This is a genomic window from Carnobacterium sp. TMP28 (genome assembly GCF_047553015.1).
Lineage (GTDB): Bacteria > Bacillota > Bacilli > Lactobacillales > Carnobacteriaceae > Carnobacterium_A.
The window spans coordinates 1186664-1202251 of record NZ_CP180212.1 but is presented as its reverse complement, the minus strand read 5'-3'; the positions used below and the strand labels follow the sequence as shown (position 1 = coordinate 1202251).

General features: G+C 35.1%; 15 protein-coding genes and 1 riboswitch. All 15 genes read left to right on the top strand.

What is annotated here, in order from left to right:
- Positions 1–24 precede the first annotated feature (24 nt).
- Positions 25–987, top strand: a complete 963-nt coding sequence (gene pfkA / locus ACMHYH_RS05810) for a 6-phosphofructokinase (RefSeq protein WP_414838479.1) — start codon at positions 25–27, stop codon at positions 985–987.
- Between the two features lie 48 nt (positions 988–1035).
- On the top strand, positions 1036–2793 hold the full coding sequence (gene pyk, locus ACMHYH_RS05805; protein WP_414838478.1) for a pyruvate kinase: 1758 nt from the start codon (positions 1036–1038) through the stop codon (positions 2791–2793).
- Positions 2794–2992: 199 nt separating this feature from the next.
- Positions 2993–3916 (top strand): S1 RNA-binding domain-containing protein, encoded by a 924-nt coding sequence (locus tag ACMHYH_RS05800; protein ID WP_414838477.1) that lies wholly within the window; start codon positions 2993–2995, stop codon positions 3914–3916.
- A gap of 33 nt (positions 3917–3949) precedes the next feature.
- Positions 3950–4393, top strand: coding sequence for a Fur family transcriptional regulator (locus ACMHYH_RS05795; RefSeq protein ID WP_414840355.1), 444 nt, complete (start codon positions 3950–3952; stop codon positions 4391–4393).
- An 84-nt stretch (positions 4394–4477) separates the two neighbouring features.
- The gene (gene xerD / locus ACMHYH_RS05790; protein WP_414838476.1) at positions 4478–5368 is read left to right on the top strand and encodes a site-specific tyrosine recombinase XerD; all 891 of its coding nucleotides are present in this window, start codon (positions 4478–4480) and stop codon (positions 5366–5368) included.
- A 93-nt stretch (positions 5369–5461) separates the two neighbouring features.
- Positions 5462–6631, top strand: coding sequence for a phosphopentomutase (gene deoB / locus ACMHYH_RS05785; protein ID WP_414838475.1), 1170 nt, complete (start codon positions 5462–5464; stop codon positions 6629–6631).
- A 32-nt stretch (positions 6632–6663) separates the two neighbouring features.
- Positions 6664–7485, top strand: a complete 822-nt coding sequence (locus tag ACMHYH_RS05780; protein ID WP_414838474.1) for a purine-nucleoside phosphorylase — start codon at positions 6664–6666, stop codon at positions 7483–7485.
- A gap of 510 nt (positions 7486–7995) precedes the next feature.
- Positions 7996–9318, top strand: a complete 1323-nt coding sequence (gene lysA, locus ACMHYH_RS05775) for a diaminopimelate decarboxylase (protein ID WP_414838473.1) — start codon at positions 7996–7998, stop codon at positions 9316–9318.
- Between the two features lie 48 nt (positions 9319–9366).
- Positions 9367–9771: an N-acetyltransferase gene (locus tag ACMHYH_RS05770; RefSeq protein ID WP_414838472.1), complete on the top strand. Its 405-nt coding sequence runs from the start codon at positions 9367–9369 to the stop codon at positions 9769–9771.
- A 3-nt stretch (positions 9772–9774) separates the two neighbouring features.
- Positions 9775–10542 (top strand): segregation/condensation protein A, encoded by a 768-nt coding sequence (locus tag ACMHYH_RS05765; RefSeq protein WP_414838471.1) that lies wholly within the window; start codon positions 9775–9777, stop codon positions 10540–10542.
- Positions 10543–10545: 3 nt separating this feature from the next.
- Positions 10546–11127 (top strand): SMC-Scp complex subunit ScpB, encoded by a 582-nt coding sequence (gene scpB / locus ACMHYH_RS05760; RefSeq protein WP_414838470.1) that lies wholly within the window; start codon positions 10546–10548, stop codon positions 11125–11127.
- Positions 11128–11170: 43 nt separating this feature from the next.
- Positions 11171–11908, top strand: a complete 738-nt coding sequence (locus ACMHYH_RS05755; protein ID WP_414838469.1) for a pseudouridine synthase — start codon at positions 11171–11173, stop codon at positions 11906–11908.
- Between the two features lie 146 nt (positions 11909–12054).
- Positions 12055–12777 carry a response regulator transcription factor gene (locus ACMHYH_RS05750; RefSeq protein WP_414838468.1) on the top strand — a complete coding sequence of 241 codons (723 nt, stop codon included), beginning with the start codon at positions 12055–12057 and terminating at the stop codon, positions 12775–12777.
- Positions 12778–12785: 8 nt separating this feature from the next.
- Positions 12786–14591, top strand: a complete 1806-nt coding sequence (locus ACMHYH_RS05745) for an ATP-binding protein (protein ID WP_414838467.1) — start codon at positions 12786–12788, stop codon at positions 14589–14591.
- Positions 14592–14667: 76 nt separating this feature from the next.
- A riboswitch (FMN riboswitch) is annotated at positions 14668–14790 on the top strand.
- Between the two features lie 137 nt (positions 14791–14927).
- On the top strand, positions 14928–15533 hold the full coding sequence (locus tag ACMHYH_RS05740; RefSeq protein ID WP_414838466.1) for an ECF transporter S component: 606 nt from the start codon (positions 14928–14930) through the stop codon (positions 15531–15533).
- Positions 15534–15588 lie beyond the last annotated feature (55 nt).

Genomic DNA, 15588 nt, shown 5'->3' with positions numbered 1-15588 from the left:
ACACTGATAAGGTGGGTTATTAACATGAAACGTATCGCTGTTTTAACAAGTGGAGGAGACGCTCCTGGAATGAATGCGGCTGTTCGTGCAGTTGTCCGTAAGGGTCTCTACGAAGGAATGGAAGTTTATGGTATCAACTATGGTTATGCTGGTTTGGTAGCAGGTGATATTCGTAAACTAACACGAAGAGATGTAGGAGATAAAATTTCACGCGGTGGGACATTCTTATATTCAGCACGTTATCCAGAATTTGCAACAGAAGAAGGACAATTGAAAGGAATCGAACAATTAAAAAAATTCGGTATTGAAGGTTTAGTTGTTATTGGTGGAGATGGGTCTTATCGTGGTGGATTAGCTTTAACAAAACACGGCTTCCCTGCAATTGGTTTACCAGGAACAATCGATAATGATATTCCAGGGACTGACTTTTGTATAGGATTTGATACCGCTATTAACACTGTTTTAGATTCTGTCGATAAAATAAGAGATACCGCAACAAGTCATGTAAGAACCTTTATCGTAGAAGTTATGGGACGAAACGCTGGAGACATTGCTCTTTGGACCGGTGTAGCAGGTGGTGCAGAACAAATTATTATCCCTGAAAAAGAATTTAATATGGCTGAAGTAGCTGATACAATTCAAAAAGGACGCGAACGTGGTAAAAAACATAGCATTATCATTCTTGCTGAAGGCGTAATGAGCGGCAATGATTTTGCTGAAGAGTTAGCAGAATTTGGAGATCATCACGCTCGTGTAACTGTTTTAGGGCATGTACAACGTGGGGGATCACCAACTGCAAGAGACCGTGTATTAGCAAGTATCTTTGGTGCAAAAGCTGTTGACTTACTAAAAGAAGGCAAGGGCGGTTTAGGCTTAGGTATGATTGGCAACAAGATTGCTGAAAATAAATTTGAAGATATTTTGAATGATCAAAAACATTTACCAGACTTATCTTTATACACATTAAATCAAGAAATTTCATATTAACCAAAAAGACTTTTTTACAAAAAATGATTATTGGGAGAGATTAAAATAATGAAAAAAACAAAAATAGTATGTACAATTGGACCCGCAAGTGAATCAGTAGAATTTCTAGTAAAAATGATTGAAGCAGGGATGAACGTAGCTCGTTTGAACTTTTCTCATGGTGATTTTGAAGAGCACGGAGCACGTATTCAAAATATTCGTGAAGCTTCACAAATTACAGGCAAAATGGTTGCTATCTTATTAGATACAAAAGGTCCAGAAATCCGTACACACAACATGAAAGATGGACGTGTTGATTTTTCAACAGGAGATATCGTTCGTATTTCTATGGCTGAAGTTGAAGGAACAAGAGAAAAATTCTCTGTTTCTTATTCAGATTTAATTAGTGATGTTCATGTTGGATCACATGTTTTACTAGATGATGGTTTAATCGATTTAGAAGTAACTGAAATTGATCATGAAAAGAAAGAATTGGTAACACTTGTCTTAAATGCTGGTGTGCTAAAAAATAAAAAAGGCGTTAACGTTCCTGGAGTATCTGTTAATTTACCAGGAATTACTGAGAAAGACGCAGCAGACATCCGTTTTGGTTTAGAAAACGATATTGACTTTGTTGCTGCTAGTTTTGTTCGTCGCCCAAGTGATGTTCTAGAAATCATTCAAATTTTAGAAGAGCAAAAAATGGAGCATGTTCAAATTATTGCTAAAATTGAAAACCAAGAAGGCGTTGATAAAATCGACGAAATCTTGAAAGTTGCTGACGGTGTCATGGTTGCCCGTGGAGACTTAGGCGTAGAAATTCCTACTGAGGAAGTTCCAATCGTTCAAAAATCACTTATCCAAAAATGTAATGCACTAGGTAAAGCTGTTATTACAGCCACTCAAATGCTAGATTCAATGCAAGACAACCCACGTCCAACTCGCGCTGAAGCTAATGACGTTGCAAATGCTATTTTTGATGGTAGTGATGCAGTTATGTTATCAGGCGAAACAGCAGCTGGTAAATACCCAATCGAAGCTGTTCAAACAATGGCTCGTATTGCTGTGCGTACTGAAGAAGCATTAGTTAATCAAGATGCATTTGCTTTGAAAGCTTACAGTGAAACAGATATGACAGAAGCAATTGGTCAATCAGTTGGTCATACTGCTCGTAACTTAGGCATTCAGACTATTGTAGCTGCAACAGAGTCCGGTCATACAGCTCGTATGATTTCTAAGTATCGTCCAAAAGCTAATATCGTAGCTGTAACATTCTCAGAGCGTGTTATGCGTGGTCTAGCACTTTCATGGGGTGTTTACCCAACTGTTTCAACTAAACCTTCTTCTACAGATGATATGTTTAGTTTAGCAACAACAATTGTTCGCGAGAACGGTTTTGCTACAGATGGAGAATTAATTATCATTACTGCCGGTGTTCCTGTTGGTGAACGTGGAACAACTAACTTAATGAAGATTCAATTAATTGGATCAAAATTAGTTAGCGGACAAGGAATTGGTTCAGAATCTGTTATTGGTAAAGCAATTGTTGCTTCATCTGCAGAAGAAGCAAATGAGAAAGCAGTTGAAGGCAGTATCTTAGTTGTTAAGACGACAGATAAAGATTACTTGCCAGCAATTGAAAAAGCTAGTGCAATTGTAGTAGAAAATGGTGGATTGACAAGTCATGCTGCTGTTGTTGGAATTGCAATGGGTATTCCAGTTATTGTTGGAGCAGAAGATGCAACAACATTGGTTCGCACAGGCGAATTGCTTACAGTTGACTCACGTCGTGGGATTGTCTACCGCGGAGCAACAACGGCAATCTAACCGATTCATCCACTCAAAAAAATGGTAAAGCTGAGACTTTTGAAAAGATGGTATCCATCTTTTCAAGAGTCTCTTTGTATTTTAATGCTAGATGACCTATTGTAATTATGGTAAACTATAAAAGAAGCTAAACCGTACTCAATGAGTCTTTTAAAAAAAGGGTTATAAAAAAAGTAGGGTAATTAATGGAGGAAAAAATATGAATCAATCACTAGGAAACGTTATTACAGGATTAGTCACAGATATAAATGAAAAAGCTTATTTTATTCAAAAAGATGGTGTAACATATAAGTTGTCAAAAGATGAGTCAACAAATTATGAATTAGGAGACACAGTAGAAGGCTTTGCTTATGTATCTTTAAATAAAGAAACTATCTTAACACAAGATATTCCTACCATTCGAATTGGAACATTTGCTTGGGCTACAGTTATAGATACACGTAAAGATTTAGGAGTCTTTATGGATGTTGGCTTACCAGATAAAGAATTAGTTGTTTCTTTAGACGAACTACCTGTATTGAAACACCTTTGGCCTAAAAAAGGTGATCAGTTAATGATTACGATAAAAGTAGATGAAAAAGATCGTATGTGGGGAACTTTGGTGCCTGAAACGGTTTTTGACTCTCTTTCTAAAAAAGCAAGTCCAGAATTAAATAATCAAAATATTACAGCGACTGCCTATCGTCTTAAAATGGTTGGAACTTTTGTAATTACCTCAGATAATTACTTAGGATTTATTCACCCTTCTGAAAGAAAAGATGAACCACGTATGGGTGAAGTTGTATCAGGTCGTGTTATTGGCGTTAGACCAGATGGTGTTTTAAATATTTCATTGATGCCTCGTGCACACGAAGCAATAGGTGATGATGCTGGAATGTTGCTAGCTATTTTGGAACGCACAGCAGAAGGTAGCTTTCCTTACACAGATAAAAGTGATGCCAATGAAATCAGAGAGCGTTTTGGCATAAGTAAATCTCAATTTAAACGAGCTCTTGGCAATTTGATGAAACAAAGAATGATTATCCAAGAAGATGGCGAAACAAAATTAGTTGAACAAGTGATTGAATCAGAACCAGAAGGTGAAGTTGAAACAACTGATGCTGTTTCAAAAACAGAAGAATAGAGAAAAATGGTTGAGTCAGATGAGGGATTGCTAATGGAGACGACTAAGTCCATGTTGACAAAAATAATTGAAAAGTTGCATAATGCTGGATATAAACTTACTCCACAACGAGAAGCAACAATAAAAATTGTGCTTGAAAAAGAAACAGAACACATGAGTGCAGAAGAAATCTATTTAGCGGTTAAAAGAAGAAACTCAGATATCGGGTTAGCAACCGTTTATCGAACATTAGAAATTTTATCGGATATTAAAGTCGTCAATAAAATTAGTTTTGATGACGGCTTAGCCCGATATGATTTAAAACAAGAAGGCGATAAACATTTTCACCATCACCTTTTATGTTTGAAATGTGGTGGAATAGAAGAAATCTTTGAAGATTTGTTAGAGGATGTTGAAAAAGATATCGAAAAAAGATTTGATTTTCAAGTTAAAGACCATCGTTTAACGTTTCATGGTATTTGTAAAAATTGCCAATAAACCAAATCTATTTCAAATAAAAAAAGAGCAGATCACGTAATGTGTTTCCTGCTCTTTTTTCAATCATATGAAGGAGAGAAAGAAATGGAAGAAGATTTAGCTGAATATATCCGTTTTTTAACAATTGAACGTGGACTTTCTAAAAACACAATTGAGAGTTATATGCGAGATATTAAAACCTATTTAATTTTTTTGAGAAAAAATCAATTAATGACTTGGGATACGATTGATCGTTACGCTATTTTATCTTTTTTGCAGCAATTAAAAGAAGAACAAAAATCTGCTGGTTCAATTATAAGAATGGTTTCAAGTTTAAGACAATTTCATCAGTTTTTAAGACAAGAAAAAATAGCAACGGTTGATCCGATGACTCATATTGATACACCTAAAAAAGCTCAAACGTTGCCTAAAGTGTTGTCTATTAAGGAAGTAGAAAATTTAATTGAAACACCTGATACTAGCCATACGTTAGGGATTAGAGATCGTGCAATATTAGAAGTGATGTATGCAACCGGACTACGCGTTTCGGAATTAACCGAGTTAAAACTTGATGACTTGCATTTATCTTTAGGCTTGATTCAAACAATAGGAAAAGGAGAAAAAGAACGCATTCTCCCATTAGGTGACTTAGCTGTCCAATGGACTCAGACCTATTTAGATCATAGTCGTAATCGGTTAGAACGACCAAGTCAACGTTCAAAGTATGTCTTTTTAAATCATCATGGCCGTAAACTTACGAGACAAGGTGTTTGGAAGAATTTGAAAATACTTGTTAAAAAATCAGGGATTGAAAAAGAAGTCACCCCCCATACTTTGAGGCATTCTTTTGCTACTCATTTATTAGAAAATGGAGCAGATTTAAGGACAGTTCAAGAATTATTGGGACACTCAGATATTTCAACTACACAAATTTACACTCATATCAGTACCCATCGTATGTCAATGGTTTATAAAACCTATCATCCAAGGGCGTAACCGTTTTATATTTTTACCTTTTCTCTCGCAATACAGCCGCTTATTGATTATAATGAAAAGTGTAGAAGATAAGAATGAGGAGGAAAAGAGAGTATGTCTTATAAAAGAGTACATTTAATTGTGATGGATTCAGTTGGAATTGGTGAAGCACCAGATGCCGCAAAATTTAATGACATTGGTAGTGATACGCTAGGTCATATTGCTCAAGAAGCGGGATTGTCTATCCCCCATTTAGAAGAATTAGGCTTAGGAAATATTCGTCCATTAAAAGACGTCCGACATGTACCGGACAATGTTGGTTATTACACTAAACTAGAAGAAGTTTCAGTTGGGAAAGATACGATGACCGGTCATTGGGAAATCATGGGATTAAATATTCAAACTCCATTTAGAGTTTTTCCAGATGGATTCCCAGATGCATTGCTCAAAAAAATTGAAGATTTCTCTGGTCGTAAAATTGTAGCAAATAAACCAGCTAGTGGAACAAAAATTCTTGATGAGTACGGTGAACACCAAATGAAGACGGGAGATTTAATTGTCTATACGTCTGCAGATCCAGTATTACAAATTGCTGCACACGAAGAGATTATCCCGCTAGAGGAATTGTATAAAATTTGTCAATACGTAAGAGACATCACGAAAGATGATCCTTACATGATTGGCCGTATTATTGCTCGTCCATATGTGGGAACACCAGGCAACTTTACTCGGACAAGTGGCCGCCATGATTATGCATTAAATCCTTTTGGCAAAACAGTCTTAAATCATTTAAGCGATGCAGGCAAAGATGTTATTGCTATTGGTAAAATAAACGATATTTACAATGGTGAAGGCATTACAGAAGCCATTCGTACTACTAGCAACATGGATGGTGTCGACCAATTACTGAAAGTTATGACACAAGATTTTGAAGGAATAAGTTTCTTAAACCTAGTTGATTTTGATGCTTTGTTTGGTCACCGTCGAGATGTAGACGGATATGCACGGGCTATTGAGGAATTTGATAACCGTTTAGAAGAAATTGTGGGACAATTAAGAGAAGACGATTTGTTAGTGATTACAGCAGATCATGGAAACGATCCCACTGCTCCAGGTACCGATCATACACGTGAATATGTTCCATTGTTGGCTTATTCGCCTTCTATGAAAAAATTTGGCAGTATTCCGCAAGGCCATTTTGCAGACATCGGCGCAACAATTGCAGATAATTTCAGTGTAAAAGACACTGGTTTTGGTGAAAGTTTTTTAACTCATTTAATGTAAAAAAATAACAGGCTATAAGAAGGAGAACACTCATGACTTTAACATTACAAGAAAAAATTAAAAGTGCAGCAGAATACATTAACAAAAAAGGGGTTAAGCAACTTGAGGTTGGCTTAATTTTAGGTTCAGGACTAGGTGAATTGGCAGACGAAATTGAAAACCCAGTAATCATTGCGTACAATGATATTCCCCATTTTCCAGTATCTACTGTTGTAGGTCACGCTGGTCAATTGGTTTATGGTACATTAGGTGGAAAACTAGTTTTAGCAATGCAAGGTCGTTTTCATTACTACGAAGGGTATAGCTTAGAAGAAGTAACCTTTCCTGTTAGAGTGATGAAAGCATTAGGTGTGCATTCTTTAATTGTCACAAATGCTGCGGGTGGAGTAAACAAAACCTTCACACAAGGGGAATTAATGATGATTACCGATCAGATTAACTATACGGGTGCTAATCCATTAATGGGACCAAACGATGAAGCATTAGGCGTTCGTTTTACTGATATGAGTGAGCCTTACGATAAAGATTATCAAAAAATAGTTAAGCAAGTTGCATCAAATATGAGTTTAGATTTAAAAGAAGGGGTTTATATGGGATTTTCTGGCCCAACTTATGAAACACCTGCTGAAATTAGAATGGCTCGTTTATTAGGAGCAGATGCCGTTGGGATGTCTACCGTTCCTGAAATTATTGTAGCTAAACATGCATCATTGAAAACAATTGGTATTTCTTGTATTACAAATCTTGCAGCTGGAATGCAAGAATCTCTTAACCATGAAGAAGTTGTAGAAACAACCCAACGTGTTAAAAAGACTTTTAAATTATTCATTAAAACTATTTTAGAAGCGATTTAATATAAATCAATTCTTAAGTAGAAAATCGTTTGTTTGCTTGAAGTAATGTTCAAGCAAACAAACGATTTTTATTTTTTGAAAATAAAAGAGAGAAATCATTGAAAAGAAGACTCTGGGTAGTTTTCTTTCTAAAACACCAGCAACCCTGTTTAGAGATTGATCTCAGTCAGTAGCGGGCCTTCACTAAACTTGAGAGAGTAAAGAAACGTCTCTACTGTAAAGTAGTACAAAATTTCACCTAGCAGGAAGAAAGGATATGTTTTCCTGATACTTATTGATTAAATAAAGATGCAAACCACAACATTCGTTTAAGACTCCGATAACTATCAGAAAATAAGGAGACCTTTTTTGTAATGAAGGAAGTATTATTTTTTTGGAAATCATTTCTTAAAATGTGTACAAAGGCTAGCGGATTGAGTCGTTGACACTTTTGTTACGTTGAGAAAAAGCTTTTTTTATGTTATGGTAGGGAAAGAAAAAAATCGGATAAAGTTGAAATGAGGACCTTTAATGGACGAGCGCTTATTAACAGGCACAATGAAAATAAATGAAAAAAACCACCTTGAAGTTGGTGGAATAGATACAATCGAGTTGGTTAATAAATACGGTACACCATCCTATATTTATGATATAGAAGCGGTGAAGCAAAAAGCCAGAGCGTTCAAAGCTGTTTTTGCAAAAAGACAAGTAAAAGCTCAGGTTGCTTATGCAAGTAAAGCTTTTTCTTGTCTTGCAATCTATCAACTAATGGCAAAAGAAGGGTTATCGTTAGATGTTGTTTCAGGTGGTGAATTGTACACGGCCATTAAAGCGGAGTACCCTAGCGAAAAAATCCATTTTCATGGCAATAATAAATCAGATGATGAAATGATAGCTGGATTGGATTATCAAGTGGGTTGCTTTGTAGTAGATAATTTTTATGAATTAGATCGACTAAACCAGTTCACTTCGGAACGCAAACAACGAATGAAAATTTTGATTCGAGTGACACCTGGTGTAGAAGCACATACACACGATTACATTTCTACTGGGCAAAATGATTCTAAATTTGGCTTTGATCTTGAAAATGGTCAAGCTAAACAAGCGGCTTCTTTAGCAAGTCAAATGCCTTACATTGATGTAATCGGTTTGCATAGCCATATTGGATCACAAATTTTTGAATTAGAGGGATTTAATCTGGCTATCAACAAAATGCTGACTTATTCAAAAAATTGGAAAGATGAATTCGGTTTTGATTTAAGTGTCTTAAACGTTGGCGGAGGGTTTGGTATTCAATATACCGTTGAAGACAAACCTTTATCGATTGATGAATATATCGAATCGATTATTACAGAAGTTGAAAATGTAACGCATGCATTAGGGCTAACAATGCCTGAAATCTGGATTGAGCCTGGTCGTAGCTTGGTTGGTGATGCAGGAATAACTCTTTATGAAACAGGTTCAAAAAAATTAATACCTGATGTCCGAAACTATCTAGCCATTGATGGAGGAATGTCAGATAATATAAGACCAGCATTGTATCATGCGAAGTATACAGGCATTCTCGCTAACCGCGCAACGGATCAAGCAAGTGAATTGTATTCAATAGCTGGTAAATGTTGTGAGTCTGGAGATATGTTAATTTGGGATTTGCCGTTACCTGAACCACAGAAAAAAGATATTTTAGCTGTTTTTAGTACAGGAGCTTACGGATATGCAATGGCTAGTAATTATAACCGCATTCCCCGTCCTCCAGTAATATTTGTTGAAAATGGTGTTGATTTCTTAGCTATTCAAAGAGAAACGTACAGTGACTTAATGAGACTAGAGCACTCATTGTTATCAAACAACTAGGCAAAAGGTTGTTACATGAATAAAATCTTTATGGGGGGTAAACAGAAGATGTTACTCGATTATAAAAATAATTATGAGAAAATCACAATGGGTCTATTGTCATTTATACCTGATTTTAAAGAAGTTGAGCGACTTAAATTTGAATTAGACTGGTATCAGCAAGAAGAAAACCGCAAACTTTTTTTATGGCGTGGAGAAGAAACACAAGATATGATAGCTGTAATAGGTGTTGAGTTGGGTGACGAATTCGTTTTATTGCGTCATATTTCTATTAATCCTTCTTTTCGTAATGAAGGCATCAGTTATAAAATATTAGAGGCACTTGATCATCATTTCTCTAATCAAAAAATTATCGGGACACTAGAAACAGCTCAGTTAATTATTAAGTGGGAGCAAGAAAAAAATAAAAGACTTGACTTAATAGTTACGGATACTAGCCAGGAAGAAGAATAAGCAATGTCTGAAATTAATGTAAAAATAGACGCCTTTGAAGGCCCATTAGATCTATTGCTTCATTTAATTCAGCGAATGGAATTGGATATTTATGACATTCCAATTGCTGAAGTAACTGCGCAATACCTTGTTTATATCAAATCGATGAAGGTCTTAAAATTAGATAGTGCTGGAGATTATTTAGTCATGGCCGCGACTTTAATGGCGATTAAAAGCAAACTACTTTTGCCCAAACAAGAAATGATTCTAGATGATGAAGGACTAGATTTTTTTGAAGAGGGACAAGATCCGCGTGATGCGCTAGTGGAGCAATTAGTAGAATACCAAAAATATAAAAAAGCTGCAGTTGTCTTAAAAGACAAAGAAGAAGAACGAAATTACTATTACACAAGGGAACCACAAAATCTTGAATTTCTCCAACAAACTATCTCCTTAGAACCAATGGAATTAACAACCGATGATTTAGTGGTTGCTTTCAATAAATTGTTAACAAAACGCTTAAGTAAACGGCCACTCCAAACTCGAGTGATGGCAGAAGAAACCACCATTACTGAGAAAATGGCCTTTATTTTAAGTCAACTTTCTCTTGCGTCCCAAAAAGAAGGGCTATTATTTTCGAATCTATTTATCGAGCCAACAAAAAAAGAGATGGTTTCAACTTTTATGGCGATGCTTGAATTAATTAAAGAGAAAGCTATTATTTTTAAACAGTCTAAAAAATATGGAGAAATTTTTGTGTACTCAACAAAAAGTAAGAATGAGAGGGATTAACGGATGAATGAAACAGCAGCCATTGAAACTCTGCTTTTTGTAGCAGGAGATGAGGGGCTAGCGTTAAGTGAACTAGCTGCTCTTTTGACTTGTTCGACGCAGCATGTTTATCGTTTATTAATGGAATTAAAAAAAGAATGTGAACAGTCTGAAAATCGTGGATTAACGTTGTTAGAAGCGGGTGAACAGTATCAACTAGTGACTAAAAAAGAGTATGCTGACATCATAAGAAGATATGCTGTTTCACCGCTATCGACTAATTTGTCACAAGCAGCCCTTGAAACGCTAGCGATTATCGCTTATAAGCAACCGTTGACACGCATGGAAATTGATGAAATACGTGGAGTTCAAACAAGTGGTTCATTACAAAAACTAGTTATTAGAGGACTGATTGAAGAAAAAGGTCGTGTAGAAGGTCCTGGACGTGCTATATTATATGGAACCTCTCATTATTTTTTAGATTATTTTGGCTTGAAAAAATTAACAGAATTGCCAAAATTACCTGAAATAGCAGAAATGGAAGAAAAATTTTCAGAGAAAGAATCCGATTTATTCTTTGAACGATTCAACGAACAATTTTCATAAGACACGAAATAAAAAATGAAACGTTAAGGGGTAGTTAAAGACAATGGAAAGATTACAAAAAGTAATGGCACATGCGGGAATAGCTTCTAGAAGAAAATCTGAAGAACTAATTGTTAAGGGTCATGTAAGAGTGAACGGAAAACTTGTTACAGAATTAGGTGTTCAAGTAGGCAACTCGGATAAAGTAGAAGTTGATGGTGTACCGATTGACCGAGAAGAACCAATTTATTTTTTGTTAAATAAACCAAGAGGAATGATCTCAGCTGTTTCAGATGACAAAGATAGACGAGTAGTAACAGATTTGTTTACTCATGTTGAACAGCGAATTTACCCAGTCGGTCGTTTAGACTATGATACAACTGGCGCTCTTATTTTAACAAATGATGGAGAGCTCTCACAAATGTTAATGCATCCTAAGTTTCATATTGACAAAACGTATGTGGCTAAAGTTGAAGGTATGGTAGACAGACGCTCACTAAATAAGCTTGAGAACGGTATCACAATTGAAGGTAAGAAAACATCTCCAGCGAAAGCAAAAATTCTGTCAGCAGATAATGATAAAAAAATGTCTATGGTTGAATTGACTATTCATGAAGGTAAGAACCAACAAGTTAAAAAAATGTTCAGAGCGATTGGATATCCAGTGCAAAAACTTAAAAGAGAAACTTATGGAACATTAAACTTAAATGGGTTACGCCCAGGGGAGTGGCGCGAGCTTAAATCCTTTGAAGTCAATCAACTTCGTAATCTGGCAAATGAAAATAAAAAAGAATTGAATTAAACTGTAAACTTCAGACGACACTCTAGTTGTTATCTGAGGTTTACTTGTGTTTATCCAAATCCATATCTCTGTATACAGACTAGAAAATGTGTATACTATAATAGATAGAGAACAATTTTTCTAAAAAAATAGGAGGTGCAGTGTCATTGGAAAATGAGAGACTTAATTTATTGGTTGTTGATGATGAAGAACGGATTCGACGCTTATTAAAGATGTATCTTGAAAAAGAAAATTACCTGATCACTGAAGCAGATGACGGAGAAAAAGCATTAAATTTAGCAATAGAAAATGACTATGATTTAATTCTTTTAGATCTTATGTTGCCTAAAATGGATGGCCTTGAAGTGGCTGAAAAATTGCGAGAACTTAAAAATACTCCAATCATGATGTTGACAGCAAAAGGAGAAGAAATGAATCGGATTCAAGGATTCGAAGCTGGTGCAGATGACTATATTGTGAAACCTTTCAGTCCTAGAGAAGTTGTTTTACGAGTATCTGCGGTATTAAAAAGGACTCATACTGAAAAAGAACAAGAACAAGTAAATCCAGAATTAATTGTTACGACTAACATTGAAATTGATAATCAATCACACCGTGTACTAGCTGAAGGCAGTCCTGTTAACCTTACTCCAAAAGAATACGATCTTTTATTGTATCTTGTTCAATCTCCAAATCAAATTTTTGGAAGAGAACAATTATTAAGAGAAGTCTGGAAGTACGAATTTTTTGGGGATTTAAGAACGGTAGATACGCATATTAAACGGTTGCGAGAAAAATTAACCAAACAATCGGAAGCAGCTGCAAAAATGATTGTGACCGTCTGGGGACTAGGCTATAAATTTAATTCTTACTCTGAAGAAAAAAAGTAGGGTAAACGATGAATAAATCAAATAACTTAACTATTCGCATTTGGTTAATGACCGTATTAATTTTGGGGTTTTGTTTTATCGCTACAACAGAACTATATGGTCACGTTTACCAAAAAAATATGCAACTAACCTATATTTCCGATTATGAAAAAATGATTGAAACTATTGAAAAACGGCTGGCAAATGACCAAAATGTTACTATCGCAAGTATGGATAATTTTAAAGCGTACGATTCTCATTTATTTATGTCTCTTCACATAGAAGGAGAACCTGTTTTAGATTTTTCTAAAGAATCACGGACATTTTTTTCAAGTTATAAAGATAAATTGTTAGCTGATGAGAGTATAGAAAAGGCCTTTGTGAATAAAAAAGACACTCAAGTTATTAGCGATAAGATACGTTCTGAAAATAAAAATAGTTTGTTTATTTTCAGAGTCAAGAACATGATGATTGAGGGAAAAAAAGCGATTCTTTATTCGGTTGTAGATTTATCTTTTTTAAATAAAGCTGAACAAAAAATGAATAGTTGGATTTTAGGTATCTTTGCTGTTTATGGATTGTTAGCTGTTTTATTCTTTTATTTTTTACAAAAATTTTTAGGTGAGCCGTTGAATCAATTGAGAGATATTGCTTTTGACTACGCAAAAAATGATTTTAACCAAAAAGCATCAGTAAACTACAAAGATGAATTATCACAGTTAGCTTTAGCAATGAATAAAATGAAAAAATCATTTGAGACAACAGGAGCAGCGACAAGACAAGAAAAAGAACTACTCGAAAATATTGTTGCATCTATTTCAACTGGAATTTTGTATTACAATCAAGAAAAAACTCTTTTGATGTCTAATCCATTAGGAGAAGAATTTCTGCGTAATTGGGATGCTTTTGAAAATATGAACACTTATCAATTACCAGACTTTTTAGCAGAGAAAATAGATGAAGTAGTTGAAAAATCAGAAAAAGTTTATGATGACTTTATGATTAATGATTTCTATTTCCAACTATCTTTGGTTCCCTTATTTGATGGAGATATGAAAAATGTTCGTGGGGTCTTGGTTTCATTAAAAGAATTAACAAAAGAACGACGTTTAGACAAAATGAGAGTAGACTTTATTAACAATATTTCTCATGAATTACGCACGCCTTTAGTCATGATTCAAGGCTATAGTGAGGCGATTATTGATGATATTGTAGAAACGGATGAAGAAAAGCATGAAATGGCGATGATCATTAGTGATGAAGCGAAACGAATGAATCGTCTTGTCAATGAAATGCTTGACTTATCTCGTATGGAAGCAGGTTACATTGATTTAATCATTGATGATATTCTGTTAGAAGATTTCTTCAAAAATATATTATCATTATTTAAGCGATTTGCTGCTAAAAACCATGTGGAAGTATTGCTAGAAATTGATCCAGAAATTCGCACTTATCCAATGGATGGCGATAAAATGAACCAAGTTTTTGTTAACCTTGTTCATAATGCTATTCACCACACATCAACAACGGAACGAGAGGGTGCAGAAGTAATGATTCGAGTCCAACTTGATAAAATAATTGACGAAGTCCAGATGGAAGTTAGTGATAACGGACCAGGTATTTCTGAAGAAGATATTCCTTATGTATTTGAGCGCTTTTATAAAGCAGATAAGTCTCGAGTAAATGATGTCTTCAATAAGGTTGGAACAGGTATTGGCTTATCAATTGTTAAGAGTATAATTGAAGAACATGGTGGTTACATTGAGGCTTCAAGTGTGCTAAATGAAAGAACAACTTTTAGAATCCATTTTCCGTATGTCGAAGATACTATCTAATAGTAAGTAACGCTTGCAAATAAAAATAAAATAGCTTATACTAAGTTTGTACAAATTTGTACTAATAAAATAGACGATTCGTCTTCAGGGGCAGGGTGTAATTCCCGACCGGTGGTATAGTCCACGAACCAGATAGCATTTCTGGTTGAACTGGTTTAATTCCAGTACCGACAGTAAAGTCTGGATAAAGAAGATGGGGCTTATTTGAGTAGGATACTATTCGTATGCTCTGTTTAATTTTTCTGAAGAGAAATTAGATGAGCGTATTTTTTTATAGTATTTTTTTCGTAAGCCCAAGAATGCTCAAGCTGATGAGTCCTTTCAGGAGGATTTTTTATGCAAACCCGTAACACAAAAAAATTAGTCGGTGTTTCTATGCTTGCTGCAGTTGCATTCGTACTAATGTTTTTCGCTTTCCCAATTATACCAGGAGTCACTTTTTTAAAAATTGATTTTAGTGATATTCCTGTTTTGTTAGGTATGTTTTTGTATGGACCAGTAGCAGGAATAGCCGTAGCAGTCATTCGTACCATTCTTCACTATGTGCAAACAGGTGGAGATGCGGGTTATCCAATAGGAGATACAGCCAGCCTAATAGCTTCCTTAGCGTATACCTTACCTATCTACTACATCATGAATGCAAAAGCTGAAAAGGCTAAGACTGTTATTTTAGCTAACGTATTAGGTACCGTATCGTTAACTACCGTTTTGTCTCTATTAAATGCTTATGTTTTGATCCCACTTTACTTTTTAGTCTTAAATTTTAGTGTTGGACCTATACAAAAGTATGTTTTTTATGGAGTTGTTCCTTTCAATTTAATTAAGGGGATCATTGTTAGTACCGTCTTTGTTGCCTTGTACAAAAAAATGAAACCTTGGATAATCAAAAATCAAGTAAGCCAACTAACAGATGATCGTTATCTAACGTTAGAAAAAAAATAATAAGAAAATGGTTTCGTATCTTTTACGAAATCATTTTTTTCTTTACTTTAAATAG

Coding starts and splice junctions, on each gene's coding strand:
- pfkA (WP_414838479.1), top strand. CDS start 25: ATGAAACGTATCGCTGTTTTAACAAGTGGAGGAGACGCTCCTGGAATG.
- pyk (WP_414838478.1), top strand. CDS start 1,036: ATGAAAAAAACAAAAATAGTATGTACAATTGGACCCGCAAGTGAATCA.
- ACMHYH_RS05800 (WP_414838477.1), top strand. CDS start 2,993: ATGAATCAATCACTAGGAAACGTTATTACAGGATTAGTCACAGATATA.
- ACMHYH_RS05795 (WP_414840355.1), top strand. CDS start 3,950: ATGGAGACGACTAAGTCCATGTTGACAAAAATAATTGAAAAGTTGCAT.
- xerD (WP_414838476.1), top strand. CDS start 4,478: ATGGAAGAAGATTTAGCTGAATATATCCGTTTTTTAACAATTGAACGT.
- deoB (WP_414838475.1), top strand. CDS start 5,462: ATGTCTTATAAAAGAGTACATTTAATTGTGATGGATTCAGTTGGAATT.
- ACMHYH_RS05780 (WP_414838474.1), top strand. CDS start 6,664: ATGACTTTAACATTACAAGAAAAAATTAAAAGTGCAGCAGAATACATT.
- lysA (WP_414838473.1), top strand. CDS start 7,996: ATGGACGAGCGCTTATTAACAGGCACAATGAAAATAAATGAAAAAAAC.
- ACMHYH_RS05770 (WP_414838472.1), top strand. CDS start 9,367: ATGTTACTCGATTATAAAAATAATTATGAGAAAATCACAATGGGTCTA.
- ACMHYH_RS05765 (WP_414838471.1), top strand. CDS start 9,775: ATGTCTGAAATTAATGTAAAAATAGACGCCTTTGAAGGCCCATTAGAT.
- scpB (WP_414838470.1), top strand. CDS start 10,546: ATGAATGAAACAGCAGCCATTGAAACTCTGCTTTTTGTAGCAGGAGAT.
- ACMHYH_RS05755 (WP_414838469.1), top strand. CDS start 11,171: ATGGAAAGATTACAAAAAGTAATGGCACATGCGGGAATAGCTTCTAGA.
- ACMHYH_RS05745 (WP_414838467.1), top strand. CDS start 12,786: ATGAATAAATCAAATAACTTAACTATTCGCATTTGGTTAATGACCGTA.
- ACMHYH_RS05740 (WP_414838466.1), top strand. CDS start 14,928: ATGCAAACCCGTAACACAAAAAAATTAGTCGGTGTTTCTATGCTTGCT.